The organism is Legionella pneumophila subsp. fraseri (assembly GCF_000586315.1).
Taxonomy (GTDB): Bacteria; Pseudomonadota; Gammaproteobacteria; order Legionellales; family Legionellaceae; genus Legionella; species Legionella pneumophila_B.
The window spans coordinates 38,834-65,297 of the sequence record NZ_JFIM01000029.1 but is presented as its reverse complement, the minus strand read 5'-3'; the positions used below and the strand labels follow the sequence as shown (position 1 = coordinate 65,297).

The window sequence follows — 26,464 nt, the reverse complement described above, 5'->3', positions numbered from 1 at the left end:
TTACATACAAGATGTGTAGTAGATTCAGGGACAAGCCAAGGCACCTAGGCGGGGGCAATTGTCAACACGCCCTATTAAGAAATTAACTTTTCTTGAAGTATTCTTTAATATAATCAGGCAAATTCATTTCCGACACCGCCTCTTCCTTTTTACCTGTATAGTAAGAAGGCAACTTACTCACCATAGCAGGCTTACAATACAGCTTGTTATGAGGGAAATATTCAAAAAGCAACTGTACTTTTCCAGCGACATCATTGCCGGCAATGGTTGAAATAAACTCAAATGCCATATCGATGCCACTGGAAATTCCACCAGTAGTCCAAACTTTATCTGACTTAACAATACGTTTTCCAACCAATTGAACATCATCAAAAGATTTTAATTCAGGAATAGCACGCCAATAAGTTGTTGCTTCATGATGAGTCAATAGCCCTGCCGCATGCAATAAAAATGCTCCAGTACAAACAGAAAGCAAATATTCACTGCTTTGGGCCTGTTTTTTCAAAAAAGAAATCAAGTTTGGATTATTTACTTGCTTTAGTCTGCCAAATCCCCCAGGAACCAGCAAATAATCAAATTGTGGAGAATTATTAAATTCACAATGAGGTTTCAGGCTAATTTGATTTGCGCAACAAACTTCATTGCTTGTTTCTGCCACCAGAAACATATCAATAGGGGCATTAAGAATAGTTTTCCAGGTTGCAAAAACTTCCCATGGCCCAATAACATCCATAGGCTGGACGTTTTCATAAATCAAAACCCCCAATTTTTTATTCGCTGCCTCTTCCTTTTTCAGCACTCTTTTCATTCAATACCACCTTAAAAAGACTTCTTCATTTTTATAATTCGCTGATAAGCTTCATTAATCCTTTGTTCAGAAATTTCTCCAGAGCGAACTTTTTGCTCTATCAGGTCAATGATTTCTTTCGGGTCTTGAAATTTTTCTACCAATTGATTACCAAATATTAGCATATCTGCTCCTGCATTAATTGAAAGTGTAACAGCAGTCTCTAATCCATAATAATTCGTTATTGCTTTCATTTGCATATCATCAGTGATCACAACCCCATCAAATTTTAAATCACGACGCAATAATCCGTTAATGATCTGGTAAGAAAGGCTGGCAGGAAGTCCTGTCATATCCAGTTTTCTATTGACAATATGAGCAATCATCACCATATCGCAATGATTGGGTTGAGACAATAGTTGCAAAAATGGGATTAATTCTTGCTCACTCCAGGTATCACTCACATCCACAAAACCCAGATGTGAATCAGATAATGAACTGCCATGTCCCGGAAAATGTTTATAAGAACAATGTATTTGATGTTTTATAAACTGCTCTGTATAAAGTTGCGCGTATTGAGTAACAACTTCCGGTATCGAAGAGAAACTCCTGTCTTTTTTACCTATGATAGGATTATCAGGATTTATATTCACATCTAATTCAGGGAAAAAATTCAAATTAAATCCTGTTGATTTTAAAGTATTTGCCATCAATTTTGCTGATGCATTAGCTCTCTCCAGAGACATGGAACCGACGTCTTTTGCCGAAGGCATTTCGGGGAATCCATACCGTGGGTGTAATCGATTAACATTCCCCCCCTCGTAATCAACTGAAACTAATAACGGTAAATTATCTCTATGATATTTATGATTGGCTTTTTGCGTTAGTATTTGTAACTGATTATTTAACTGGTTGACTTGTTCTGGACTTTCTATATTTTTATCAAAAGTTTGTGACTGCTGATTAAAATCGAAAAGAATAACACCACCAATATTGTCTTTCTCAATGGCCTGGACAATAGGTGATTTCTCGTCAACCACTTTGCCTTGGAATCCTAATATTATCATCTGCCCAATTTTATCTCTTAAACTCACTTCCGTGGCGCAAGCTACCGTAGTCACCAAAATAAGAAAAAAAGATAAAATAATTGACTTAATTTTCAATGTTAAACCCATTAGACGATTATTAATTTATTCTATTGCGACAAACACCGATTATACATATTAAGATCAAACTAATCAAATGTTATACAATAAAATCGACCTAATAACATTCATGATTTAAAAATTAAGGTCCTTTTACACCAATGCCAATAAAATAGCGGTTAAATAATTTCCTTCTGGGAAGGCTGCCAAAGTGGGATGACAGCTTGCTGGCCCGTATATACCTAAAATACGCGCCTGCTTTCCCATCGCGACAGCCTGAGTGCTTACCAGAGAACAAAAATCCTGAGATGAAAGCGCTGAGGAACAATTGCAAGTCATCATTAAAGATCCTGGTTTCATATATTTAAATGCCTCTCTGTGTAAAAATCGGTAATAATTTTTAGCTTGCTGTAAATGTTTCTGTGAAGGAACCAGTTTTGGTGGGTCAAGAATCACCACATCATATTCACCAGCCATTTTCAGATATTCTCTGGCGTCTGCTTTAATAAATTCAATGGTATTTAAGTGATTTAAAACAGCATTATTTTTAGCTTGCTCTATTGCCTGTGCTGAGCTATCAACTGCAGTAACATGAAGAGCACCCGCTTTCGCTGCATGCAAAGCAAATCCTCCTGTAAAAGTATAAAGATCCAAGACTCTTTTTCCTCTGGATAGTTTTGCTATCCTCTTGTGATTTTCTCTTTGGTCAAGAAACAATCCCGTTTTTTGGGTTTGCGCGAATTCAACATGATACAGAACATCTTCTTCCAAAACCTGAGTGTTATCCTGGCTTTTCTCTGTATGAATTTCTTTCCAGCCATCTTGAGATAATGGCTTGTTTTGAGGAAGCCAAATGATGTGATTATGCGGGAATAACTCTTGCAATACCTGCACAATAATCGATTTATTCAATTCTACCCAATAAGCAGAACTTGCTATAACACAATAGTTATTGAAGCAATCAATCGTTAAACCAGAGAGCCCATCCGCTTCACTGTTGAACAATCGATAAGCATTAGTCTGTTCATTTGGTAAATCAAGACATCGTCTCACCAGACTGGCTTGCTTGACTCTATGAGTAATTAAAGACTTATAATCCAAACTATTTATCTGTTCATTGGAGAGAGCGAGAACTCTTACTCTATACAAAGAGTGCTCATTATAAGCTCCGACCCCCAAACTCTCACCTTCAGAGCCAATTATCTCAACCAATTCACCTGTAATTAGCTTGCCAGAATATTGAGCTATGGCTTTGGGGAAAATCCAGGGATGGCCTCTTAATACAGTGTTTTGCTTTCCATTCACTAAAATAACTTTCGCTTTCATTCTCTATTTCCCAAAACCTAAAAGTCAGTTAATCTACACTATCAAGAATTATACTTGCAATGGAAAGAAGGACAAATATGCGGCAATTTACAAAATACCTAGCCATTTTTCTATTTTCATCTTCAGTGAGCGTTGCTTATGCCGGTCCCTGGTTCACCGGACCGTTATTGGCACCCGCAGGCCATACTGTCCCCAAGGGCCATACCAACCTCGAAGTTTATGGCATTGATGTCTTTACTGATGGGCAATACAATGCATCTGGACAAAGAATATCCACACCCAAGTTTAAAACCTTTGCCGCCAACCCAATACTCACTCATGGCTTTACTGACTGGCTGGATGTGCAGTTGACCGTGCCTTATTTATTCAACTCGACACGCGGAGTCCATGAGAACCATTTGGCTGATGTTTCAACTGCATTGGGAATACAAATCCTGGAGCAAAAAGGTTCCCCTAAAAGAATCGATTTTCGTGCTCTTTTACAGGAAACAATACCCACTGGACGTTATGACCAATTGAATCCGGCTTTACTAGGTACTGATGCCACTGGTCTTGGAAGCTACCAAACGTTAGTGGGTTTAGACTTTCAATATTTATTACAAGTTTTTAAAACCCATTATCTCAGAACACGATTTATTGCATCACGTCTTTTTTCCAGTAATGTTCATGTTGATGGACTAAGCAGTTATGGTGGTTCAATAAATACTCATGGGACAGTTAAACCCGGCATTGAAAATAACTTAGACTTGGCCTTCGAATTTACTCTTACACAACACTGGGTTGCCGTAATGGAAGGTTATATTGCAACTGGTAAAGCTACTCGATTTAACGGTATTTTAAACTTTAACAGCATTGGAAGCCCGCCGGTCAATGTCAGTGATTTGGATGCTGCCCCCGTAGTTATTGGCAACGGCTCATTTAGAGAAGAAGCGCTAGCCCCGGCAATAGAATACAACTTCAATGAAAACATTGGAGTAATTGGTGGAGTTTGGTTTCCCGTGAGTGGAGTAAATACTTCTCATTATATGACCTATGTACTGGCAATTAATGCCTTTTGGTGATAGCACATGCGTTATTCCTCCTATGAAATGAAAAAAAACAGATTCACTTATGGCCTTGCCCTTGGAGCGCTGGGTGTTGTGTTTGGTGATATTGGTACTAGCCCGCTGTATGCTTTAAAAGTTACCTTATCTGGCATTCCTATCAATCAATTCAATATATTAGGCGTATTATCACTCATTTTTTGGTCGTTAATCATCGTTGTTTCTTTTAAGTATTTAATGATTATTTTTCGAGCTGACAACGATGGGGAAGGAGGAATTCTAGCCCTTCTTGCCTTAATGAAGCATAAGAGTACCAAATATCAACCTCTATTTTACATAGTCGCCATATTTGGTGCCGGTTTGTTATTAGGTGATGGTATGCTAACACCCGCCATTTCCGTTGTTAGTGCGGTAGAAGGTCTTGGAACTCTTTCTGACAAGCTCGACCCTTATGTTCTTCCCATAGCTTCTTTAATCCTTATTTTGCTTTTCTCTTTACAAGCCACAGGCACAGGAAGAATAGGCTACCTTTTTGGCCCGCTTATACTTGTTTGGTTTATAACTATCGCCATATTAGGAATATTACAAATTACAGAACATCCAGTCGTTTTAAAAGCAATCAATCCTTATTATGCGATTGCCTTTTTGGTTGATGAAGGTCTACGAGGATACTTTTTGCTGGGCGGTATTTTTCTTGTAGTTACAGGAGGGGAAGCTTTATTTGCAGACATAGGCCATTTTGGTAAAAATCCAATCCGATTCAGCTGGTTTTTTATAGCTCTTCCCTGTCTGCTATTAAATTATTTTGGCCAAGGCGCTAACCTGATAGTACGCCCTGAAGAAATAAGCAATCCATTTTTCATGATCGCACCACCATGGTTTTCTCTGCCTTTAATCATTATTGCAACTGTTGCGACAGTCATCGCATCTCAAGCGGTGATTACAGCAACTTTTTCATTAACCAAACAAGCTGTGTTGTTAGGTTTATGCCCCAAAATTCCAATTGTGCAGACATCCATGCTGCATTCAGGACAAATCTATGTTCCGCAAATCAATTTTATTTTATTTATAGGTACTATGGCATTTTGCCTGGCTTTCAAAACCTCAGATAACCTGGCTCACGCTTATGGAATTGCAGTAAATCTTGAAATGCTTTTGGTTGATGCCATGGTCGCTTATGCCGCCATTTCAATATGGAGATGGTCAACATTCAATGTGATGTTTCTTTTTGGCCTATTCCTTTTGATTGATTTAGCCTTTTTAGGAGCCAATACCCATAAATTCATTACGGGTGGCTGGGTTCCCATTGTTTTAGCGTCCATTATAGCCTTCATTATGTACAGCTGGCGATATGGATTAGAGTATTTAAGAGATAACTTTTATATGAACAAAGAAGACATCTCTAAAATTTTAAAACAATTACAATATAAAAGTTTAAATCAACTGCCCGGTGTTTCGGCGATTTTTATTACGGATGTTTATGATAAAAGTGGTGGTAGTTTTCTCCATTTCCTTAAACTAAACCGTTCAGTACCGGAAAATGTTTTAATTGTAAATTATATTGTTGATAACATTCCTTATGTGCATTACAGCCAACGCTATGAAATTGTTTGCCTTGATGAAAAAGTATGTAAATTAGTAATACATTATGGCTTTATGGAAACAATTAATATCCCCAGAAGTCTGGAGAAAGCTTGTAATAAAAATTTACTTCCCTTTAAGTTCGATGTTGATACCGCAACATTTATGGTTGAAATACCCAATATTATGGCTTCAAAAGAAAAAAGATCACTAAGTTTTTATTGGCAAGAAAAACTGTTTGCCTTTTTGATGCGCAATTACTCAGCCAATTTAAATATTGAATTCTATAAATTACCTTACAATAGAACTATAGCAATAGGTACCTATTGCATTTTATAAGTTTAGGTCAGGGTCTGTTGACATTTCGCTCACTTGAATCGAAAAGCCTTGATTTTCGAGCACCGTAGCAGAGCATACATAGAAGTATGTGAGTAACGAAACACAGAAAATCAAGGCTTTTCGACCAAGATAGTAGAAATGTCAACAGCCCCCTGATCATCGCAGTAAAACTTTATCCGTGATAACATCCCAAATTTATTTTAAGGACTGATTATGTGGTTCAATAATGCACTGATATTCCAATACAAACTCGAAGATGGGTGTGATTTAAACCTTTCTTTGACTGAAGAAGCGCTTAAACCCTGCCCACCACATGCTCGCTTCACTTATGGATGGATTCCTGCATTTGAGCAGGAAATGGTTCATGAAGTAGCTGGTAGCACGCTGATTTGCCTGGGTAAAGAAGAGCGAATCCTACCTCGAGGAGTCATTAATAAAATACTCAAGGAAAAAATTCAGCAAATAGAAACAACACAAGGACGACCCGTAAAGCGCGCAGAAAAAGCCCAAATGGCTGAGGATCTTGAATTTGAACTATTGCCTAAATCATTTTGTGTTCAAAAAAAGCTTTTAGCGATTCTTGATAGTGTCAGTCAGAGATTAATTATTAATACTTCAAGCAGCAATCAGGCGTCCCAGTTGACCTCTTTTTTGCGTAAATCAATCCCTGGGATTGTGATAGAGCCATTAAATCTTACTGAAAATCTTGCCTTGCGATTCGCGGAATGGATCCATTCTCCAGCTACTCTTCCTGATGATTTTCAATTAGCCTCCGATTGTTTGCTCTTTTCTCTTGAGGATGAGAAAAAACGAGTCCATTGCAAAGGCTACGAATTACCTGCCGAAGAAATCCTGACTCTACTAGCTCAAGGTATGGGAACTGCGGAAATCTCATTAATTTGGAAAGAGCGCGTTCAATTCACCTTGACGCATGACTTTACCTTCAAAAAATTGAAAAGCCTTGATTATCTGATCGACGATTTTAATGAAATCAGGCAACTTGAAGAAGAATACCAAAGACAAGATGCTGCGTTGACCTTATTAAGTGGAGAATTAAGAGAGCTTATAAACGGGTTAATGAAGATATTTGTTAATACTGTTAATCCTGCTGAAATGAAGTCGGTTCAAATTGAAAAAATTGCCGAAGATTACACTGTATAAATTGGTATCATTTTAACCCGGAACATATTGAGGGAGCTCCTTTGTTAACAGAGCTCCCTCTGGATTCAAAAAAAGTGATTAACTTAAACACCATGCACTGAATCCATCTTTCAGAATAAACTCTATAAAATTTTATACCCATCAAGAATTAATTCGAACCATATTGGAAGTATGATAAGTAGCCTTGTACACTGTCATAGCATCCTCTGCTGCCTTGTTAAGCCCTAAAGCCTTATTGGATTCGTACATCACAACCAAAGCTTTTTGAGCGCTGGGAGCTTGAGGATAGTTTTTCACTAGATAACTGGCCCTTTCAATGGCCGCCACATACATTTTACGTTTGAAGTAGTAAAGAGAAACATTGAGTTCGTGCTGAGCAAACATATTTCGTAAATAAATCATGCGTTGCAGAGCATTCGCTTTATATTTGCTGTCAGGGAATTTCTGAATTAAAGTGGCAAAATCAACCAAGGCTTGAGTCTGTGTTCCAGGATCTCTCCAGGATTCATCCATAGGAAGCATTTTGGCAAATACACCTCGTGTTTGCTGGAAGTTAGCCAAACCTCTCATATAATAGGCATAATCAACATTTTTTGCGCGTGGATACAGATGAATAAAACGCTCGGCCGTTGCTGCAGCAGAAGGATAATCTTCGTCTTTATAATAGGCATAAATAAGTTGCATTTGAGAGCTTTCAGTGTAATCACTAAAAGGATACATAGACTCCATAGCTTCCAGCTGTTTGGCAGCGGTAGCATACTCCTCTTTTTTTAAAGAGGTTTGCGCTGCTGTATAGAGCTGTTTAGCCGTCATGCCTTTATATGGGCTATTATCTTCATCCTCTTTCCCCCATTTCGCACAGGATGATATTCCAACAATTAACCCAATAAGAAATAACACTTGAATTCGTTTCATAAAGCACACCTATCAATTATATCTGCTGCATTTACAAGAACAGCACCTGGAAAATTTGGGACATTATACCTAGGACTAGTTAATTTGCGAACAACCTATTATTCTTTTATTTATCTATTAAAAAACATTTGCAAAATGATAGACGTTAAGATAGTATTCTCGCCCGGAGAGATGGCAGAGCGGTCGATTGCGGCGGTCTTGAAAACCGTTGAAGGGCAACCTTCCCAGGGTTCGAATCCCTGTCTCTCCGCCAAACGACACTGCCCCGGTATACCCCCCAAAAAACTATTTTTCCTTGAGATTTTCTCTATTATTTAAGTACAAAAAAAGTAAGTGCATAACATCTAGAGATTGAATACAAAAGATTAGTGTTATTAGTGTATCTATTAACTTGATAGCGCCATATCAAGAGTTGTTTTGATATGGCGTATGGTATTTTCTCCATGAGTTACTTTTTTTGCAAAAATTGATGACCGATTTTCACTGAGCAATTGTTGAGTAGATTGCCCATCATTAACTCGTTTAGCAAGCCAATTATCAACAGCTTCTCTGTATTCTGTAATATCCTCAGGCAAATCAGCCAATTGGTTTGAAAGCACTTTAAACTGCTGTTGCTTCGCTTGGCGATCTCCAAAACCCACTATTCTCCCAGTATGATGAATTTCTTGATCAGCCAATTTTTTTACCTGTTGGCAAGCAAAATACTCTTTAAATTTCATTAAAGTACCATGTTGATGTTGATTGGAAAAATCGATTACCCATTTAGCATAATAAATTAGACTCTGCATGTGACCATGTTGATTTCTTTTGCCCATATTTCTTTCCATACAATTTAATACATTGAGCAAATCACTATTACTCTGGCAATTGCGGATATCCTGCTCGTAGTTCCCTACTCCAAGATGCGTTCTGGAAAAAAAGGCATGCCAGGGATTTTGATATGCCCTCAATAGATTTAAAATAAGTTGCTTGACATGAAAGAGTTTATTCGATTGATCTATCGATTCTTGCAGCAGCAAGTCAAACTCAAGTAAAGCACGACGATTGGTAATCAGATCACGGTATTGAAATGCTCTTGCCTTTGTTGGTTTTTCGTTAAAGTAAAGTGGTTGTCTTTGACCAATTTTGGGAATCACAACCCTGCCTAAAATCAAATCTGCAATTTGCTGATTATTAAGCCGTTGATTATTTTTAAAAATCATCCTGTTCATCAAAAGTTGAATATAATCATAGACCTTTTGCTCATGTTTCGGTAAATGATCAGCCCGCCATTGAGCGTCTTCCCTGAAAGCAGCAACCATTCTCTGATAACTGTAATAGGTGTCTTTCAGACGTAAATTTCCTAATTTAAAGGTAGCCGTATGGTTATACAGAGTTTTAAGATGCTGGTTTTTCATTAAAAACTCATCAAGAGATAAATTGTCATTCTTCTCTTTCATTTTTTGATATTGTGCAGCCAATATTTTAAAATGCATCAGGATTGCATCAGCAGAAGATTGATGAGTAGACTCCATATCTTCACGCCGCTCATCAGGGCCACCGGGCTGAATAGAGGTAACGATATTGAACTTTTCAAAAATGGGTTGTGATACCATGTCATCCATTAAGGCTGTATCACCAGCGAAATAAATATCTCCTTCTAATTGATTTGCATGCAACACATAGCCATTAAATGCTGAGCGATGGGCATCAGTCAGTGATCGACCCGACCAATGCCTGGCAGGGACTGCAGTTATCCTTAATAATTCGTTCCCTTGGAAATCTGTAATCTTTGCTTGTTCCCACCATTTCAGCCCTACAACATCCGTAAATCCCATACCTATAAAGAATGATTCATCACCTTCCGGAACTATCATCTTCGGTTGCTGTTTTACAAGACGCTTTAATGTGGACTGACTGACATGATCATGGTGATTGTGCGAAATCACTACGATATCAATTTTTGGTAATTTTTTACTGCCCGTGCCATCAATTAAACAACCTTCCTCTGTCATACGGGGATATAGGAATGGAGCCAAATCACCTTCAACAGGATCAGTGACTACATGCAATGGCGAATCATTAGCAGGTATGGTCATTAGATTTGACGCATGACCAATCCAGTAATGAGTGGCTGTTTGTTGTTGAGTTACCCCTGGTTCAATCGCTGGATCATGGGCATAGATCTCACTATCCAAATAATCATGTTCTTTATAACGAGCCGTTTCAAAAACATGAATACTCATTTTAGCCAAAAACCAATTGCACAAGGCCTTAACTCTTTCCCATTGAGTAGAGAAGAAAATTCTCTTGGCTTCTGAGCCATGTTGGTGTGCTTTCTCATCGTCTGGCGAGGTATAATGCCCGGTTCGCATATCATATTGAATCTCAGGAAGAAGATGCCGTCTCAGATCATCTTTGAATTGATTCTCGGCGTGCAAATGACCCAATCGATTGATAATCAAGTTTTTGCGTTTGAGATATTTTTTATTCTCCAAATTCAAATTTAAATCTTCAATTATCCGGTTCGGTTGTAAATGAAGAAAATTCTGTAAGGTAATAAACAAGCTGGCATACAAATGATTAGTCTTATCGACTTCATCGCTCGAAACTTCATCGATAATTTTCTTTAAGTAAGCACTCAGAGCAACAGTATGCGTTGCATCTGATTTGAAAAACCAGTTCCTTGTTACTCGTTCATTTTCAAAAGAAAAACAGGATAGTGGTGAGTTATAATTTGCAATGAAAACATTAAGATTATTAATAGCTTGTTGCATTTGAGCATCAGTCAACATATTTTATTACCTTATTATCCAATCAGCTGAGTCGTTTGCTATGTTTTGCAGAAGAATCATAAATTTTTGCTTCGTTACGTTCTCAATATTTTTTATGATTTCATTACATATCTTTGTTTGATTACACTTTCCACTTCCTCTATACCAAAATCCAGGTTTTCCTGCTTGGCAGCCCATATTGAAAATCGATTTTTTGCTACCGAAGTATCTCGAGCACTTTTATCCTGTAGCCATAACGCGTGAGCCACTCTCTCTGGAGTCAGCGGTTTTTTCTTATTGACTTTGACGCCTGATAAAAACTCTGGTTTATCAGGATTTAGGAAATCAGAAAGATTGATTTGCTCATGTAAACAGTTTTCTAAACGAACCAAATGCTCTCTATGAGCAGTTCTTAAGCATTTTACTTCATCAGAATAACGCGATATTTCTTTAGCACGCTCTTTTTCATTGATATAAATGTCGCTCCCCCCTACCAATCCTGTAGTAACCAGGGCTGCTCCAACAGCAATGAGAACTACTCCAATCGGGGCAAGAACACCAGTCAAAAATAATGCCGCACTGACTCCAACTATTAAACCCATAAAGATACCAAATCCAAATGAGTCTCTATTTCTAGAGAAAAAACCCTCATTTCCGGGAGGAGATAACTTGCTTAATTCAATTATTAAATCGTGATTCGCTTTATCTCTATCTATAATATACTGTTTTATCAAAGGATTGGTTTGATAATAGTTTCTAATCTTCTGTTCAACATTTACGACTTCAAATTGACTTAAGAGCAAAATATTTCGATTATCCCGACGTGACCCATCAAATTTTATACCATGCAAATCAGATTGTATTTTTTGAGCAATTGCCTTAAAAATATGAGCTAATTCAGGATTCTTTCTCTCAGAATCCTCAATCATTTTAATCTGTGCATAACGCTCAGAAATATTATTTAATATTCTGCCTATTTCAGTAGTTTTTTTATTTACAGAAGGCATTTGACTGAACGATAAGGCAATCTTGTTGGATAACTCACTGAGATGCTGCTCATAAATTCCATCTTTGAAAAATTCAATATCTGCAGCCATATTAACTTTTATTGAACTGATATAGTGTCTTAATTTTTCATCATCCAATTGTTCTGCCAATTCGATGAGGATATTGAATTGTGCAGATTTTCGATCACGATTGTCTATATTTCGATTCGCTTTTATCCGTGAAGCCAACTGTTGAATAAAATCAGCATTGAGTGTTCCATCTTCCTTAAAAATACCTTTTATTAAACTGGCGACTTTATCATTATTAATAATTGTCTTTAATTCTTTTTCAATAGCATCAGGATTATCCATGTCAACTATAGTTTGAGCTTTAGACCTAACATAGTTTGGAGAAGCAAGAACTGCTACTTTCCTGTCCTTGTAATTCCCAACGGTATTTTGAATCACTGAAATAATCCAGCCTTTATGTTTTCCTTCACTATCACCATTTGGAGCAGCAACCAGGGAAAATCCTGAGGGCTGTCCGGCAGAGTTTTTATAAGAAAAACAAATTCTTGATGTGTCTCTTGTTACTTCCATGAATGCTTCAGGATCTTCTTCTGACAAAGGTAAGGAAAAGTGTTTGGTTTGAAGAATTTCTCCTATTACCGCACCTGTATTGTCTCCTTGAGAAAAAGATGGATAAACACCTTCTGATAGCACTAACTCACCTTGAGGATTGATAGTTAACCAATCCGATTTTAATTGCGCAACAGTAAATCCATCAAAATCCACGTAACAGGTTCTGTCAAGATCTTTATCGATTTGCTCAATTGTTTTAGTAACAGCATTTTTTTGTATTTTGGTTTGTTTCAATACTTCTTCAGGAATTAATTCAGCATCTTTGGATAAAAAGATACTTTCAGGCAATGAAAATACTTTAGGTACTTGTTGATAAGTTAAATTGAATTTTTTAATACCGGGCATAACAACTGGCTCCAATATTTTCATAATGTGGGTATTATAACATTTTATCCATCAAGAAAACATTAAGAGCAACATGATTTTATTTAAATCAATCATATTTCTTTTAAATCAAATTAAAACCAGTATTACTAATTAAATAAACTCAGGGGCTGAAACGAGGAGTACTCCCGTGCTGTATTTATTTTTGCACGGGATGTTATTCAATTTAAAAGTCATCTCTATACTTTTTGTACACTTCATCCGTTGCCTTCAACGATTCCAAAAGCTGTTTCATTTTGTCTAAAGGCCAACTATTGGGGCCATCACTTAATGCTTTGTCCGGATCAGGGTGAGTTTCCATAAATAACCCGGAAATACCAACAGCAACGGCTGCTCTTGCAAGAGCCGGAATAAACTCTCTCTGCCCTCCGGATACACCATTATTACCCCCAGGTAATTGAACCGAATGGGTTGCATCATAAACCACTGGACACCCTGTTTCGCGCATGATAACCAGAGAACGCATATCAGACACCAAATTATTGTAGCCGAAGCTCACTCCTCGCTCACAAGCCATAATTTGCTCGTTGCCTTGCGCCTTTGCCTTCGCAATAACATGTTTCATTTCCCAGGGAGCAAGAAATTGTCCTTTTTTAATATTAACCGGTTTATTCATGGCAGCAACTTTTTGGATAAAATTGGTTTGTCTGCATAGAAAGGCTGGCGTTTGTAACACATCAACAACACTGGATACTTCAAATAAAGGCGTGTCTTCATGAACATCAGTCAAAACAGGAACATCTATTTGCGATTTGACCTTTTCAAGAATTGACAACCCTTTTTCAAAGCCTGGTCCTCTGTAACTGGAAATAGATGAACGGTTTGCTTTATCAAAAGAAGATTTGTAGATGAAAGGGATATTCAATTGGTTGCACATTTCCTTTAAATATCCTGCGGTCTCTAAAGCCAGTTCTTCACTTTCAATAACACAAGGGCCAGCAATCAAAAACAATGGCTTATCCAAGCCTGCTTCAAAACCACATAATCTCATTTTTTATCCTTCTCTTGATGATGAATACGAGCTGCAAGTACAAATTCCTTAAACAAAGGATGACTATCTCTTGGATTTGATGTGAATTCAGGATGAAATTGACAGGCTAAAAACCATGGGTGATCCGCTAACTCTATCATCTCAACCAGTGAGTTATCTGCTGATCGTCCTGAAATAATTAAGCCATGTTTTACTAAACTATCCACATACTTGTTATTGACTTCATATCGATGTCTATGACGCTCTACAATTTGTGGTTTGCCATAAACTTTTCTTGCCAGAGTACCTTCAGCAAGATGGCAGTATTGTCCGCCCAAACGCATGGTTCCACCCAAATCAGTATTTTCATCTCTGGTCTGCTTGCTGCCATCAGCATCCATCCACTCACTAATTAAACCAAGTACTGGATATAATGTTTCTTTATTAAACTCAGTCGAATTGGCTCCTGTCAAACCGACTACATTTCTGGCAAATTCAATAACGGCTGTTTGCATCCCTAAACATATCCCTAAAAAAGGAACTTTATGTTCCCGAGCGTATTGAATAGCCTTGATTTTGCCTTCGACCCCTCTCTCACCAAAACCACCAGGTACCAAAATAGCATCAATGGATTCAAGCAATAAAGCGCCATGCTTTTCTATCATCTCAGCATCAAAATAGATAATTTCTACTTTTGTTTCAGTATGAATTCCAGCGTGCAATAAAGCTTCATTAATCGACTTGTAGGCATCATTCAGCTCCGTATATTTACCTACCATAGCGATTTTCACTGTCATCGTTTGAACCGCTTGCATATCAACTACTCTTTGCCACTCGCTCAAATCAGCCTGCTTAGCTTCCAGGCCTAGTTTCTTAACGACAATTTCGTCTAGATGCTGCGCATGTAAAATCATGGGTATTTGATAAATACTATTCGCATCCTCAAGAGAAATCACAGCTTCTTTTTCAACATTAGTGAATAATGCGATTTTAGCTCTGTCCGCCATGGATAATGGTTTTTCTGAACGACAAATCAATACATCTGGCTGAATACCAATAGAACGCAATTCCTTTACCGAATGTTGAGTTGGTTTGGTTTTTGTTTCCCCAGAAGTAGCAATATAAGGAACCAAAGTAAGATGAATAAATATTGCGCGTTGTGAACCTAACTCAATACGCATCTGCCTGATTGCTTCAAGAAAAGGTAGTGATTCAATATCGCCAACAGTTCCTCCTATTTCAACCATAGCCACATCGAATGCATCCGCACCTAGTTTGATACAGCGTTTGATTTCATTAGTAATATGAGGAATAACCTGAACTGTCCCTCCTAAATAATCACCCCGTCTTTCTTTCTTAATTACATTTTCGTAAATTTTTCCCGATGTGAAATTATTTCGCTTGGTCATTGTTGTTTTAACAAAACGCTCATAATGTCCCAAATCCAAATCGGTCTCTGCCCCATCATTAGTTACAAAAACCTCACCATGTTGAAAGGGACTCATAGTACCAGGATCAACGTTAATGTAGGGATCAAGCTTTATCAATGTAACGCGAAGACCGCGAGCTTCAAGAATAGCTGCAAGAGATGCGGCTGCTATGCCTTTTCCTAAAGAAGACACAACCCCGCCAGTAATAAAAATATATTTTGTCATTTTTTTGACCCCGCTCAAAATGCCGAACCCACCAATTTGGTGTTCAATTTAATTTGCATGTAAACGGGATTCAATTCTATCAAAATGAAAATATAAATAACAGAAATTTGAGCAAAATTAATAGAACTATTGCAATTGTTGCTTAATAGAACGCATGGAAACCGCACAATCTATCGCATCTCTCCCCTTATGGCCGTGACTTCCCCCCACTCTTTCCAAAGCTTGTTCATCATTTTCAGTAGTCAATACTCCAAAAATAACCGGGATATTATAATCTAACATAACCCTTTGGCATCCCTGGCTGACCTGATCACAAACGTAATCATAATGAGAGGTTTCACCACGGATAACTGCTCCAAGTGCCACTATGACTTCTACTTTTTGTTTTTTCGCTAGCAACTGTGCAACAAACGGAATCTCTACTGCGCCAGGAACTTCAACTAAGGTAATGTCCTCCGATTTAAAACCCAGTTCAGTCAATCTATCTAACGCCCCTTTTTTTAATGCAGAGGTTACCAATTCATTAAAGGTACTTACAACTATCGCTATTGGAAACGTGACACCATCACTAACAATTGTTTTTATCTCTCTCATGTTTATCCTAATCAATGGCTAATAAATGCCCCAGCTTTATTTTTTTGGTTTTTAAATAACTATGATTTTCCCTGGAGGGCTCAATTTCCAAAGGAATGCGTTGAGTAATCTTCATTCCATAACGCTCAAGAGAAGAGATTTTTAAAGGATTATTTGTCAGCAACCTTAATGCTTCAACCCCTAAATATTTCAGTATTTGGTATGCTACGGCATAATCTCTATCGTCAGCGGGCAATCCTAATTCCAGATTAGCATCGACTGTATCAAACCCCTGCTCTTGCAAAGCATACGCCTTTAATTTGTTTGCCAAACCTATTCCGCGGCCTTCCTGACGCAAATAAATTAATATACCGCCTTCAGCTCCGATCTGGGATAAAGACAACTCCAGTTGCTTTCCACAATCACATTTTCTGGAGCCAAAAACATCACCTGTTATGCACTCAGAATGAATTCGAACCAAAGGCACTTGATTACCATACAAAGGGGGTTTAACCAAGACAAAATGTTCACAGGAATCTATCTGATTCTCAAAAACAGTCATAGTAAAAACACCGTTCTCCTCCAGAGGAATTTGTGTAGTTGCAACGGGATGAATCAGATTTTCATGCCGTACTCTGTACTGAATTAAATCTTTAATGGTGACTAAAGGGATTTGATGTTTTTTTGAAAAAAGAGCTAATTCATCACGTCTGCTCATTGTTCCATCTTCATTAATGATTTCACAAATCACTGCGGCTGGGGTCAATCCGGCAAGTCTTACCAAATCAACGCTGCCTTCTGTTTGACCCGGTCTTTCTAAAACTCCTTTTTTTCTAGCCCGTAAAGGAAAAACATGTCCAGGCGAAATGATATCAGATGGTCCACTTTGTGGATCAATAGCCACTTGAATTGTTCGAGCTCTGTCTCTTGCCGAGATACCTGTGGAGACACCGTTAGCTGCTTCAATCGAAACAGTAAATGCCGTTCCATACGGCGATTTGTTATGTCGTGCCATCATGGGCAATTGGAGCTTGTCTATCAATTCCTCTGCCATAGGCAAACAAATTAAACCACAACCAAGACGCGACATAAAATTAATGGCTTCAGGAGTAGCGTGCTCAGCAGCAATCACCAAATCACCTTCATTCTCTCTATCTTCATCATCCATTAGAATAATCATTTTACCGGCTTTAAGTGTCGCCACTGCCTCTTCTATTGTTGCTAATGAATGTTTCATGACACTACCTCATGGTTCAATTTCCCGATGGTTTGAAGCTGATGAGCCACAATACGGGTAAGATAATCAAATTCAATATTGACTTGCTGACCCACTGTTAACAAACCGAGATTGGTCATTAAAAGTGTATGTGGTACCAGCATGAGTCCGATGGTTTGTTCTGACACAGTATTAATAGTCAAGCTGACTCCATTGACTGTGATGCTACCTTTGGGTATTAGGTAATGCTTGTGTTCCGGAGTAAAACCCTCCAAATCCATCGCGATAAATTCATTAACGTCCCGAATGGATTTCACTTTAGCCTTGGTGTCTACATGGCCTGATACATAATGACCACCAAAGCGGGTAGATGCCAGCATAGCTCTTTCAAGGTTAACCATATCACCAGATGATAAATTGGACAATGTCGTAACCTGCAGGGTTTCAGGTGAAACATCAAAACACAGATCAGGCAAGTCGGATGGTAACAAAGTTAAACAAACCCCATTTACAGCGATACTCTCACCGAGTTTCAAATCCTGATAATTTGAGGAAATGACTAAACGACTAGAATTTTCCCCTTGCCTGTTCACTAATACTTTGCCTGTATTTTCTATCAATCCGGTAAACACTCATCCTCCTGCCAATCCAAACATGCTATCATATTGTCACCCATAGCTTGCCAACTCACCGTATGAGCTTTTTCAAAAATCCCCTGTTGTTGATAAGCTGATATAGCCTGATGTCCTAAACTGCCGGGAACTAAATACAAATAAGTTCTATGCACCAATCCCTTACTATGTAACGCAGAAAAAATAGCCCCACCCGCTTCAACCCATACGTCATGGTATCCCAGTTGACCAAGGTGAGTTATTATTGCGTCTAAATCCATCAATCTATTTTGCAAAGGCATCACATAATGAGTGCTGTTAGGATAAGTCTTGGCCTGATTTGCTTGTGCTTGATGATAAATATGACAATGTTTTGCTGTCGAAAAAATGATTGCGTCATCGGACAAACTTAAATTGCGATCAATAATGGCAACTGGTTTTGCAACCACTCCACTATCTAGTCTGGCGCTCATTCTTGGATTATCCATTTGAGCTGTTTTAGCGCTTGTTAATATGACATCACTGGCAGCACGCATTTGATGAGTGAATTTTTCGCATAATGCATTGGACAAAACCAGCCGCTCTCCCTCAGACCTTCCAATTTTACCATCAAAAGTTTGTGCTATTTTAACTGTGACTCTTGGTTTGTGAGTCACTGTCCAATAAGCATAGCTTTTATAGAATTCATCGATTACAGTTATAGGGATGTGTCTGACTTGGATTCCATGTTCTCGCAATTTTGCAGAAGAATTACTTTTGGCAACAATGGGATTGGGATCAAAATAGGAAAAAATAACTTCTTCTATACCATGACTAATAATAGCATCAACACAAGGGGGGGTTTTGCCCCAGTGATTACAAGGCTCCAGTGTGACATAGAGCTTCACCCCTGGTGTTTGGGGTGGAATTTGTGATAACAATAATTGTTCTGCATGCGGTGTACCTGCACCTCTATGCCATGCCTGTGCTATAATATTACCATTTTGCACAGCAACCGCCCCAACACTGGGATTGGGGGCACAAAAGCCTCTCCCCAGTTTGGCTTGTTCAAGTGCTGCAAGCAGGAACTGTTCGTGCATAGATTAACCACCTTCTTAATGTGGTCGAATGATAACAAATTATTCAATTATTGAGTAGCCTAATGATTAAATTGAATTTAAATTATAAGTTAACCACGAAAAACATCTTACCTAAATTATTTCACTGGGGCATAGGGGTTATATTCTTTTTTTTAGCACCTACAACTGATGCCGGAAGTCTTTCACCCTATACAACCAAAGAACTGGATCAATTAGAAAGAGAGTTTATTCAACTGATTAATCAATCGGACAGCGTAGAGCGCAATCCTTTGGCCAGTCAATACATCAACTCCGTAGGTAAAAAACTGGCACATTATGGCCGTATCAAAACACCTTATTTTTTTATTGTTAAATCCAAAGAAATCAATGCGTTTGCTGGCCCAGGAGGTTATATAGGCATTAATACCCAACTTATTTTAACAACCAGCAATGAAAGTGAACTGGCTGCAGTAATGGCTCACGAAATTGCGCATGTTCGCTTACATCATCTTTACAGCATTATAGAGCATCAAAAACAGATGCGTGTCCCATTATTAGCGTCAATTCTGGCGTCTGCGGCATTAGGTGTCTTGAATCCAACGGTTGGAATGGGCGCCATGATGGCATCCGTTTCCGGATTTTCCCAGGATAACATCAATTTTACACGTTCAAAGGAAAAAGAAGCCGATAGAATTGGTATTGATATGCTTATTAAAGCAGGATTCAATCCTCAAGGTATGGCTGCATTTTTTAATAAAATGCAAGAAAATTCCCGTTATTATTACACTGCCAATATTCCAGCTATACTGCGAACTCACCCCCTGGATGCTGACAGGATTGCTGAGGCTGAAAACAGAACCAGCCGCTTGCCTAAAAAACATTATATTGACTCTTTGGACTATGCCTTATTTAAAGAATTAATCAGGGTTTCTGTCGCATCGAACAATAAACAAATTCTTGATTATTATGAACATCATTGTCATAAAAAAAATCCTGCCACTGCTTGCCAGTATGGGTACGTACTCGCTTTGTTAAATAATAACAATTTTCAGAAAGCAGCGGAAAAATTAAATTCTTTACTGCTACAGGATAATGGTAATCTCAATTTTCAAATTGCTATGGCTCAGGCCGAATTAGGTTTATCACAATACCAATCAGCACTCGCCCGTCTTGCTGAATTACAAAATAATTTTCCTGATAATTATGCCGCTCTGATGGCTTATGCCCAAGGATTGTTAACTGCAAATAAACCTGAAAAAGCTACAGCTATCCTTCTTAAGGGCAGTAGACAATACAAGGAAGACTTACCGCTTTGCCGGGAACTTGCAAGAGCTCAAGCGGAATCTCATCAGAAAAGTTATGCCTATTTTACTCAAGCTCAATGCTTACTACTTGAGGGACAAAAAAGAGGAGCCATTGCTCAATTAAAAGTGGCGCAGAAACTGGCCAAAAAAGATGCTTATTTATCCGCAAGAATTTCAGCAAAAATTGATGAAATAAAATTTATGGTTGAAAATTAATCAATTGGTCTAAATGAGAATGAGATGGGATAGCTTAATAATTTCCTTTGATTTTAGACTTAAAATAACTCGACAAACAACTTTGTTATCGCCTTATTCCATCGTAATTTCCACCTGTACCTTTATTTGAAGAGATGGCTAATTTCGATGAATTGAGATCAAATTATTGCCAACCCCTGCATTCATACAGAATACAAAATTTAAATATGTATAATGAGCATTAGTAACATCTGACTTGAAACAGTCCATAACCAGATGGGAAATTACAATAAATATCATTATAATTTCCCAAACAATCCATCTTATTAAATTACTTTACAGCAACTTCTTTCCACCAACTGGTTTTAGTTTCTGCAACCCAATCGGCATTTCTTAAATTTTTAACAAACAAAGCAGTTTCCTCAGGGCTTGAATGCTTGGAGTCAAGTTTTATACACCAATCCCAGTCCCCAGAGGTAGACCAAAGACTTTGAACACCGTTCATCTTTGCTATTGCAGCAGAATCCGACCAAGCATTTTTAGTTTTTAAAAAAACAACACTATTCCATGAGTTCATTGTTTCTTCCTTAATTTTAATCAATTATTTTTTTCGCTTTGAACAAGAGTTCATTGCGTTATATAAACTTAGACTATGATTTATCAGATTTCAAACACAGATGAAAAACAATTCTATTAGACCTCTTGCCTAACCTGACTATTTTATCCCTTGAAAATATTCATAGCGCAACACCTAATCAAGTCCCAGTTTTTTTAATCGATAACGGAGAGTGCGAAAGCTGACACCTAATAATTGGGCAGCAGCGGTTCTGTTCCATTTTGTTTTCTCAAGCGCATCAAGAATTAACTCTTTTTCCTGATCCTGAAGGTAACCATTTAAGTTAGTTGACGTGGAGGGTACGGCAACAGCTGGGGTTATTGTTGTTCTTGGCAAATGTAAATCGGATGGTTCTATAACCTCACCTTCACACATAGCCATGGCACGCTCAAGGATATTCTCCAACTCTCTAACATTTCCTGGAAAATGATAACGGCTCAATATTTCAAAACAATCTGGATTGATTTTAACAAGGCTTCTATTTTGATTTTTAGATAATTTTTTTAATATCGCCTCCGTCAAACAAGGAATGTCGGAAAGCCTTTCCATTAAAGTTGGTACACGCAATTCAATCACATTAATTCGATAATACAAATCTTGACGAAATGTCCCTACATTGATTTCCTCAATCAAATTTTTATGACTCGCACTTAGAATGCGAACATCCACTGGAATTTCATATAACTCGCCTATCGGCTTAATTGCCTTCTCCTGAATTGCACGTAGCAATTTAACCTGCATGGCGAGAGGAAGTTCAGCGATTTCATCAAGAAACAAAGTGCCACCATGAGCCGCAACAAATAACCCTGTTTTATCAGAAATCGCTCCTGTAAAGCTCCCTTTTTTATGGCCAAAAAACTCTGATTCCATCAACTCACCAGGTATAGCGCCGCAGTTTACAGGAATAAATGGCTTATGCTTTCTGGGACCATTAGCATGGATCAACTGAGCAACCAATTCTTTTCCAACACCTGACGCTCCTTGAATAAAAACTGGTGCCTGACTGCGAGCTAATTTATGAATGTTTTCACGAAGTTGTTGCATTACCAAACTTTCACCAACCAGTAGATCTTCATCAGGCTTCTCGGTAGGTGAGTTTTGCATGGATAATGCAGTCTTAACGAGATCTCTAAGCATTTTTAAGTCTATAGGTTTTGATACGTAATCAAATGCACCCGCCTTTAAAGTGTTGACCGCACCCTCGACATTTCCATAGGCAGTAATGACGGCAACTGGTACCTGCGGTTTGTATTTCTGAATGAATTTAACAATTTCTATACCATCTCCATCAGGTAAACGCATATCGGTTAAAACCAAAGAATAATAATTTTGTTTTATATGTTCTATGCCTTGCTTAAAGTCAGACACTGCATCGCAAGTTAAACCCATGCGTGATAAAGTAAGAGTTAATAACTCTCTTATATCTGGTTCATCATCTATAACAAGCACTTTACTTTTGGTCATATTAAAAGTTCATCCGATTGATTAACAGTGATCGCAAAACAACATCCTTTATTTGATTTTACCAAATTTAATCTGGCTTGATTAATTTCACACAAATCTCTGGCAATAAATAACCCCATCCCTGTACCACCTCGCAAGGTGGTAAAAAATGGTTCAAATATATTGTCTCTGTGCTCAGAGGGTATACCAGGTCCAGAATCACATACAGTCAAAGTGATTTTATTCGAAGAACATTTGGCAGCAATGACGATATTCACATTACCCTCATGATCCCGCCCATGTTGAATAGCATTTTCACACAAGATTACTAAAATCTGTTCCAATTGACTTTTATCAAAAACAACTGATAACGGCTTATTTACAGGTAGTTTTATCGTAAGATCACAGGGATTATTGTGAGTAAAATCCTGCTTAAAATGTTCTAAAAATGTTGTAAGTTCATTAACCTGCGGTTGAGATTTCTCACGCCTTGAGAGCTGCAATACATTTTTAATCACCCTGTTCATTCGCTCACAATTGTTCATGATTAATTGTTTTAAACGAGTGTTCTCTTCATTTAAATCCTCATTATCTCCAAACAATTGAATAGCATGAGCAATTGCCCCCAGGGGATTACGTAACTCATGAGCAATACTTGCCGAAAAACGCCCTAAAGCCGCTAATTTGAGTTGTTGTGCTTGTTGTGCAATATAAGTCATGTCTTCCAGAATAATGAGTACTTCAGACTTGTGACCAACAGAAGTAGAAAAAAAATGTACTCTTAGATAAGGATCTTCAATAATAGTTTGAGCCGTACGTTCATTATTCGTTGTTTTTAAAAGAAAATCATCAAATTTGGATACAAGTGAATCAGATAACTGGTCCAATTTTTGAATTGCATGATGTTTACTCAGATTAAAAAATTCACGGGCAGCAGTATTCATCAACCGAATTCGCTTCCCCTCTGCAACATAAATAATGCCTGAATGCAATCGTTCGACAATATATTCATTGAGCCTTTGCATTCCTGCCAGCTCATAACTACGATGTCTGGCCAGACTCTCAGACATTCTGACCCAATTGGATAAATACCAAGCAGTGAGAGCCGTTGCAAAAAAACCAGCCCCATAGATTCCACTATAAAAAAAAGTGCTTAAGTCTTTTTGATTATAAATAAAAAATTGCAACACATTGCCACATAGCAATAAACAACTGGCTAGTGATGCAAAATAGATGGCCAAGCGCCCAGGAACTAAAATACTTAAAGCAGCAATAGTAACATTTAGTAATATGCCATAACCGGATTCCAAATTACCAATAATGCCTAGCATGCTGGAAACGGCTATGACATCAATCGTACCCGATAAAAACACCTGCTTATCAAAACTTAAAATTTTTTTATGCCAAAAATAAAGAAAAATCAAAGCAAATACTAAATAGGCAAAAGCGATACAGAGAAATAATAAGGGGTAATATTTATTGATATAACTGAAATAATAAATGCCTAAAAATAGAAAAATACTTACTATTCTGTAAATATTGTAAACCAACAATATTCGCCATTGTCTCATTTTCGGATTGTTGATTTGGCGAGCAGCAGACATCCTTTTCTAATCCGTTAGATTATTCAGCGTATTTTAATTATATAACCAGACTTGAGCATTTTGCACAATACATCAACTAAGACCTACACCAATGATCACTAATATTTCCACAATTTATTTTTATTCCATATGGTCATCGCATCTTGAGAACCACTGTCCTTGGCTTTTCCAATCCAGTACTTTGCTTTAGCGAAATCTTTATTAACACCCATGCCATCAAGATACATAATACCCAGATTAATTTGTGCCAAATCCAAACCTTGTTCAGCTGCCTTTTGATACCAATACATGGCCTTCTTAAAATCTCTTTTTACTCCTTCACCACGTATATACATAACCGCCAAATTGTTTTGCGCCAAATCCAATCCTTTTTCAGCAGCTTTTTGGTACCATTTAATGGCCAGTTTATTGTCTTTCTTTATCCCCAACCCTTTCATATACATAATCGCCAGATTATGTTGCGCTAAAGGTAATCCTTGTTCTGCCGCCCTCTTATACCACAAGACTGCTTCGTGATAATTAACTGACAATCCATTACCTTTCATATACATTAAACCCAAGTTATTTTGGGCTTCGGCAAATCCTTGATCTGCGGCTTTTTTGAACCATAAATAAGCCTTTTTGTAATCTTGCAGATCGCCATCATTTGAATAGAGAACACCTAAATTATTTTGAGCCAGAGTAAATCCATTCTCTGCGGCTTTTTCGTACCAGTAAATAGCCTTTTTCATATCCTTTTCTGTACCAATTCCTTGTTCATAAATATACCCAAGATTATTTTGAGCTTTTTCCCCACCTTGTGCCGCTGCTTTTTCATACCAATATATTGCTTTCTTGCCATCTTGAATGGAAGGATCACCAGTCATATACAATACACCAAGGTTAGTTTGAGCAATCAGTGAACCTTCATTTGCTGCTCTGGTATACCAACTAATAGCTGCTTTTAAATCTCTTGGAACCTCTTCGCCTCGCTCATAAAGAACACCAAGATTATTTTGAGCATCAAGATCTCCTTGCTCTGCTGCTTTGATATACCAGTGAATCGCCTTCTTGATATCTTTTGGTATACCATTGCCATACATGTACATCACTGCAAGGTTATATTGTCCGTCTGAATTTCCGCCTTCTGCAGCCTTTTGATACCAGATAAAAGCCTGGCCCAGATCTTTTTTAACACCCAGGCCATTTTCATATAGGATCCCTATATTATTTTGACCAATTGCCAAACCCTGTTCCGAAGCCTTCTTAAACCAATGCATTGCTTGCTGACTGTTTTGGGGCACCCCTTCTCCTTTAAGATACAATACACCGAGATTATTTTGTGCCTCAGCTTGTCCTTGATCTGCAGCTTTCTGATACCAATAAATCGCTTTCTTTAAATCTTTATTTACTCCATCGCCCTTTTCATATTTGAGCCCTAATTCAAACTGTGCTTGAGCATCACCCTGTTCCGCCTTATCCTCTGTATTGAATTGTTTTTGTGAACTACGATAGGTATCAACATCCAGCGCTGATAAAGGGGAAGTTAGAAGTAATAAGAAAAATCCTGCAACAACCAATTGTTTCATCATACCTCCCTGCAATAATTGTTCAATTATAGCACAATTGATGATGAATAAACATTGACGCTCTGGTGCCACACAAGCAAAGTGCATCTATTAGGAGTAAGATGTAATAGGGAAATGTTGCTATCCCGCATTACAGACTTCTCGTAATACAGGATAGCTTGCAATTAGAAAGTAATTTTCATCTCATCATCAGATTCAGAGAGGTTTTCTAATTTTAAATCAAAGGATTGTACCCAATCCAAGGTCTTGTTAATCAGTTCAACACAGCTTGAGTGCTCTCCATAACGCCCTGCAATTCTCGGTTTATATTGAGAAAAATCTTTATATACCGATTGGAGAGTAGCAATCATATAGCCTTCAACATATTCTTTGTCATCAAACATGGGAGATTGACGATTTAAATTATCGACAATATTTTTGGCCGCTTGAGCATAGTTTACAAGGAGTTGATAGTAATTGGGCTGCTGTTCACTAAAAAATCCTTTGGCGCCAAATAATTGCCTTATCTGAGCATCAGCAGACACTGCAATTTTATTCCACATTGTATTATAACGTTCTTCAAAGTCAGAATCTTGAAATCTCATATTAA

At 37.8% G+C, this 26,464-nt stretch carries 21 protein-coding genes and 1 tRNA gene; 5 read left to right on the top strand and 17 right to left on the bottom strand.

What is annotated here, in order from left to right:
• Nucleotides 1-82: 82 nt before the first annotated feature.
• The 3 genes from CC34_RS0107730 to CC34_RS0107720 form a co-directional block, all read right to left on the bottom strand.
• Nucleotides 83-808 (bottom strand): DJ-1/PfpI family protein, encoded by a 726-nt coding sequence (locus CC34_RS0107730; protein WP_027227770.1) that lies wholly within the window; start codon nucleotides 806-808, stop codon nucleotides 83-85.
• A gap of 11 nt (nucleotides 809-819) precedes the next feature.
• Complete coding sequence (locus CC34_RS0107725; RefSeq protein WP_027227769.1) at nucleotides 820-1,962, bottom strand: glycoside hydrolase family 3 protein; 1,143 nt, start codon at nucleotides 1,960-1,962, stop codon at nucleotides 820-822.
• A 123-nt stretch (nucleotides 1,963-2,085) separates the two neighbouring features.
• Entirely contained in the window at nucleotides 2,086-3,258 is a 1,173-nt protein-coding gene (locus CC34_RS0107720; RefSeq protein WP_028378480.1) for a class I SAM-dependent rRNA methyltransferase, read from the bottom strand.
• A 77-nt stretch (nucleotides 3,259-3,335) separates the two neighbouring features.
• Between CC34_RS0107720 and CC34_RS0107715 the strand changes: the two genes are divergently transcribed.
• From CC34_RS0107715 to CC34_RS0107705, 3 genes are all read left to right on the top strand, one after another.
• Nucleotides 3,336-4,319: a hypothetical protein gene (locus CC34_RS0107715; RefSeq protein ID WP_028378481.1), complete on the top strand. Its 984-nt coding sequence runs from the start codon at nucleotides 3,336-3,338 to the stop codon at nucleotides 4,317-4,319.
• A 27-nt stretch (nucleotides 4,320-4,346) separates the two neighbouring features.
• Complete coding sequence (locus tag CC34_RS0107710) at nucleotides 4,347-6,221, top strand: potassium transporter Kup (protein WP_050598207.1); 1,875 nt, start codon at nucleotides 4,347-4,349, stop codon at nucleotides 6,219-6,221.
• A 213-nt stretch (nucleotides 6,222-6,434) separates the two neighbouring features.
• Entirely contained in the window at nucleotides 6,435-7,382 is a 948-nt protein-coding gene (locus CC34_RS0107705; RefSeq protein WP_028378482.1) for a recombination-associated protein RdgC, read from the top strand.
• A gap of 141 nt (nucleotides 7,383-7,523) precedes the next feature.
• Here the strand turns inward: CC34_RS0107705 and CC34_RS0107700 are convergent, their stop codons facing one another.
• Nucleotides 7,524-8,297, bottom strand: coding sequence for an outer membrane protein assembly factor BamD (locus CC34_RS0107700; RefSeq protein ID WP_027227765.1), 774 nt, complete (start codon nucleotides 8,295-8,297; stop codon nucleotides 7,524-7,526).
• Between the two features lie 165 nt (nucleotides 8,298-8,462).
• Here CC34_RS0107700 and CC34_RS0107695 point away from each other — a divergent pair.
• A tRNA-Ser gene (locus CC34_RS0107695) sits at nucleotides 8,463-8,550 on the top strand.
• A gap of 133 nt (nucleotides 8,551-8,683) precedes the next feature.
• Here CC34_RS0107695 and CC34_RS0107690 read toward each other — a convergent pair.
• From CC34_RS0107690 to ribD, 8 genes are all read right to left on the bottom strand, one after another.
• Nucleotides 8,684-11,071 (bottom strand): MBL fold metallo-hydrolase, encoded by a 2,388-nt coding sequence (locus tag CC34_RS0107690; protein WP_028379347.1) that lies wholly within the window; start codon nucleotides 11,069-11,071, stop codon nucleotides 8,684-8,686.
• A gap of 92 nt (nucleotides 11,072-11,163) precedes the next feature.
• Nucleotides 11,164-13,023, bottom strand: a complete 1,860-nt coding sequence (locus CC34_RS0107685) for a hypothetical protein (RefSeq protein ID WP_028379346.1) — start codon at nucleotides 13,021-13,023, stop codon at nucleotides 11,164-11,166.
• A 205-nt stretch (nucleotides 13,024-13,228) separates the two neighbouring features.
• Complete coding sequence (kdsA, locus tag CC34_RS0107680) at nucleotides 13,229-14,053, bottom strand: 3-deoxy-8-phosphooctulonate synthase (RefSeq protein ID WP_027227762.1); 825 nt, start codon at nucleotides 14,051-14,053, stop codon at nucleotides 13,229-13,231.
• The gene (locus CC34_RS0107675; RefSeq protein ID WP_028378484.1) at nucleotides 14,050-15,687 is read right to left on the bottom strand and encodes a CTP synthase; all 1,638 of its coding nucleotides are present in this window, start codon (nucleotides 15,685-15,687) and stop codon (nucleotides 14,050-14,052) included. Before CC34_RS0107675 ends, kdsA begins: the two co-directional genes overlap by 4 nt.
• 126 nt (nucleotides 15,688-15,813) lie before the next feature.
• Nucleotides 15,814-16,281 carry a 6,7-dimethyl-8-ribityllumazine synthase gene (gene ribH / locus CC34_RS0107670; RefSeq protein ID WP_050598205.1) on the bottom strand — a complete coding sequence of 156 codons (468 nt, stop codon included), beginning with the start codon at nucleotides 16,279-16,281 and terminating at the stop codon, nucleotides 15,814-15,816.
• Between the two features lie 7 nt (nucleotides 16,282-16,288).
• Complete coding sequence (locus tag CC34_RS0107665) at nucleotides 16,289-17,497, bottom strand: bifunctional 3,4-dihydroxy-2-butanone-4-phosphate synthase/GTP cyclohydrolase II (RefSeq protein ID WP_028378485.1); 1,209 nt, start codon at nucleotides 17,495-17,497, stop codon at nucleotides 16,289-16,291.
• Nucleotides 17,494-18,108 carry a riboflavin synthase gene (gene ribE, locus CC34_RS0107660; RefSeq protein WP_028378486.1) on the bottom strand — a complete coding sequence of 205 codons (615 nt, stop codon included), beginning with the start codon at nucleotides 18,106-18,108 and terminating at the stop codon, nucleotides 17,494-17,496. Before ribE ends, CC34_RS0107665 begins: the two co-directional genes overlap by 4 nt.
• Nucleotides 18,093-19,166, bottom strand: a complete 1,074-nt coding sequence (gene ribD / locus CC34_RS0107655) for a bifunctional diaminohydroxyphosphoribosylaminopyrimidine deaminase/5-amino-6-(5-phosphoribosylamino)uracil reductase RibD (RefSeq protein ID WP_028379345.1) — start codon at nucleotides 19,164-19,166, stop codon at nucleotides 18,093-18,095. The genes ribE and ribD overlap by 16 nt, the downstream gene beginning before the upstream one ends.
• 62 nt (nucleotides 19,167-19,228) lie before the next feature.
• On the opposite strand from ribD, the gene CC34_RS0107650 reads away from it, so the two are divergent.
• The gene (locus tag CC34_RS0107650) at nucleotides 19,229-20,665 is read left to right on the top strand and encodes a M48 family metalloprotease (protein WP_028379344.1); all 1,437 of its coding nucleotides are present in this window, start codon (nucleotides 19,229-19,231) and stop codon (nucleotides 20,663-20,665) included.
• A gap of 310 nt (nucleotides 20,666-20,975) precedes the next feature.
• Here CC34_RS0107650 and CC34_RS0107645 read toward each other — a convergent pair whose 3' ends face one another.
• The 5 genes from CC34_RS0107645 to CC34_RS0107625 form a co-directional block, all read right to left on the bottom strand.
• Nucleotides 20,976-21,221: a hypothetical protein gene (locus CC34_RS0107645; protein ID WP_011213531.1), complete on the bottom strand. Its 246-nt coding sequence runs from the start codon at nucleotides 21,219-21,221 to the stop codon at nucleotides 20,976-20,978.
• 174 nt (nucleotides 21,222-21,395) lie between these two features.
• Nucleotides 21,396-22,724, bottom strand: coding sequence for a sigma-54-dependent transcriptional regulator (locus CC34_RS0107640; RefSeq protein WP_028379343.1), 1,329 nt, complete (start codon nucleotides 22,722-22,724; stop codon nucleotides 21,396-21,398).
• Nucleotides 22,721-24,307 carry a sensor histidine kinase gene (locus CC34_RS0107635; RefSeq protein WP_028379342.1) on the bottom strand — a complete coding sequence of 529 codons (1,587 nt, stop codon included), beginning with the start codon at nucleotides 24,305-24,307 and terminating at the stop codon, nucleotides 22,721-22,723. The genes CC34_RS0107640 and CC34_RS0107635 overlap by 4 nt, the downstream gene beginning before the upstream one ends.
• A 98-nt stretch (nucleotides 24,308-24,405) precedes the next feature.
• Nucleotides 24,406-25,890 carry a Dot/Icm type IV secretion system effector LidL gene (gene lidL / locus CC34_RS0107630; RefSeq protein WP_080274158.1) on the bottom strand — a complete coding sequence of 495 codons (1,485 nt, stop codon included), beginning with the start codon at nucleotides 25,888-25,890 and terminating at the stop codon, nucleotides 24,406-24,408.
• A 149-nt stretch (nucleotides 25,891-26,039) separates the two neighbouring features.
• Complete coding sequence (locus CC34_RS0107625) at nucleotides 26,040-26,459, bottom strand: lpg1171 family Dot/Icm T4SS effector (protein ID WP_011213527.1); 420 nt, start codon at nucleotides 26,457-26,459, stop codon at nucleotides 26,040-26,042.
• Nucleotides 26,460-26,464 lie beyond the last annotated feature (5 nt).

Coding starts and splice junctions, on each gene's coding strand:
- CC34_RS0107730 (WP_027227770.1), bottom strand. CDS start 808: ATGAAAAGAGTGCTGAAAAAGGAAGAGGCAGCGAATAAAAAATTGGGG.
- CC34_RS0107725 (WP_027227769.1), bottom strand. CDS start 1,962: ATGGGTTTAACATTGAAAATTAAGTCAATTATTTTATCTTTTTTTCTT.
- CC34_RS0107720 (WP_028378480.1), bottom strand. CDS start 3,258: ATGAAAGCGAAAGTTATTTTAGTGAATGGAAAGCAAAACACTGTATTA.
- CC34_RS0107715 (WP_028378481.1), top strand. CDS start 3,336: ATGCGGCAATTTACAAAATACCTAGCCATTTTTCTATTTTCATCTTCA.
- CC34_RS0107710 (WP_050598207.1), top strand. CDS start 4,347: ATGAAAAAAAACAGATTCACTTATGGCCTTGCCCTTGGAGCGCTGGGT.
- CC34_RS0107705 (WP_028378482.1), top strand. CDS start 6,435: ATGTGGTTCAATAATGCACTGATATTCCAATACAAACTCGAAGATGGG.
- CC34_RS0107700 (WP_027227765.1), bottom strand. CDS start 8,297: ATGAAACGAATTCAAGTGTTATTTCTTATTGGGTTAATTGTTGGAATA.
- CC34_RS0107690 (WP_028379347.1), bottom strand. CDS start 11,071: ATGTTGACTGATGCTCAAATGCAACAAGCTATTAATAATCTTAATGTT.
- CC34_RS0107685 (WP_028379346.1), bottom strand. CDS start 13,023: ATGCCCGGTATTAAAAAATTCAATTTAACTTATCAACAAGTACCTAAA.
- kdsA (WP_027227762.1), bottom strand. CDS start 14,053: ATGAGATTATGTGGTTTTGAAGCAGGCTTGGATAAGCCATTGTTTTTG.
- CC34_RS0107675 (WP_028378484.1), bottom strand. CDS start 15,687: ATGACAAAATATATTTTTATTACTGGCGGGGTTGTGTCTTCTTTAGGA.
- ribH (WP_050598205.1), bottom strand. CDS start 16,281: ATGAGAGAGATAAAAACAATTGTTAGTGATGGTGTCACGTTTCCAATA.
- CC34_RS0107665 (WP_028378485.1), bottom strand. CDS start 17,497: ATGAAACATTCATTAGCAACAATAGAAGAGGCAGTGGCGACACTTAAA.
- ribD (WP_028379345.1), bottom strand. CDS start 19,166: ATGCACGAACAGTTCCTGCTTGCAGCACTTGAACAAGCCAAACTGGGG.
- CC34_RS0107650 (WP_028379344.1), top strand. CDS start 19,229: ATGATTAAATTGAATTTAAATTATAAGTTAACCACGAAAAACATCTTA.
- CC34_RS0107645 (WP_011213531.1), bottom strand. CDS start 21,221: ATGAACTCATGGAATAGTGTTGTTTTTTTAAAAACTAAAAATGCTTGG.
- CC34_RS0107640 (WP_028379343.1), bottom strand. CDS start 22,724: ATGACCAAAAGTAAAGTGCTTGTTATAGATGATGAACCAGATATAAGA.
- CC34_RS0107635 (WP_028379342.1), bottom strand. CDS start 24,307: ATGTCTGCTGCTCGCCAAATCAACAATCCGAAAATGAGACAATGGCGA.
- CC34_RS0107625 (WP_011213527.1), bottom strand. CDS start 26,459: ATGAGATTTCAAGATTCTGACTTTGAAGAACGTTATAATACAATGTGG.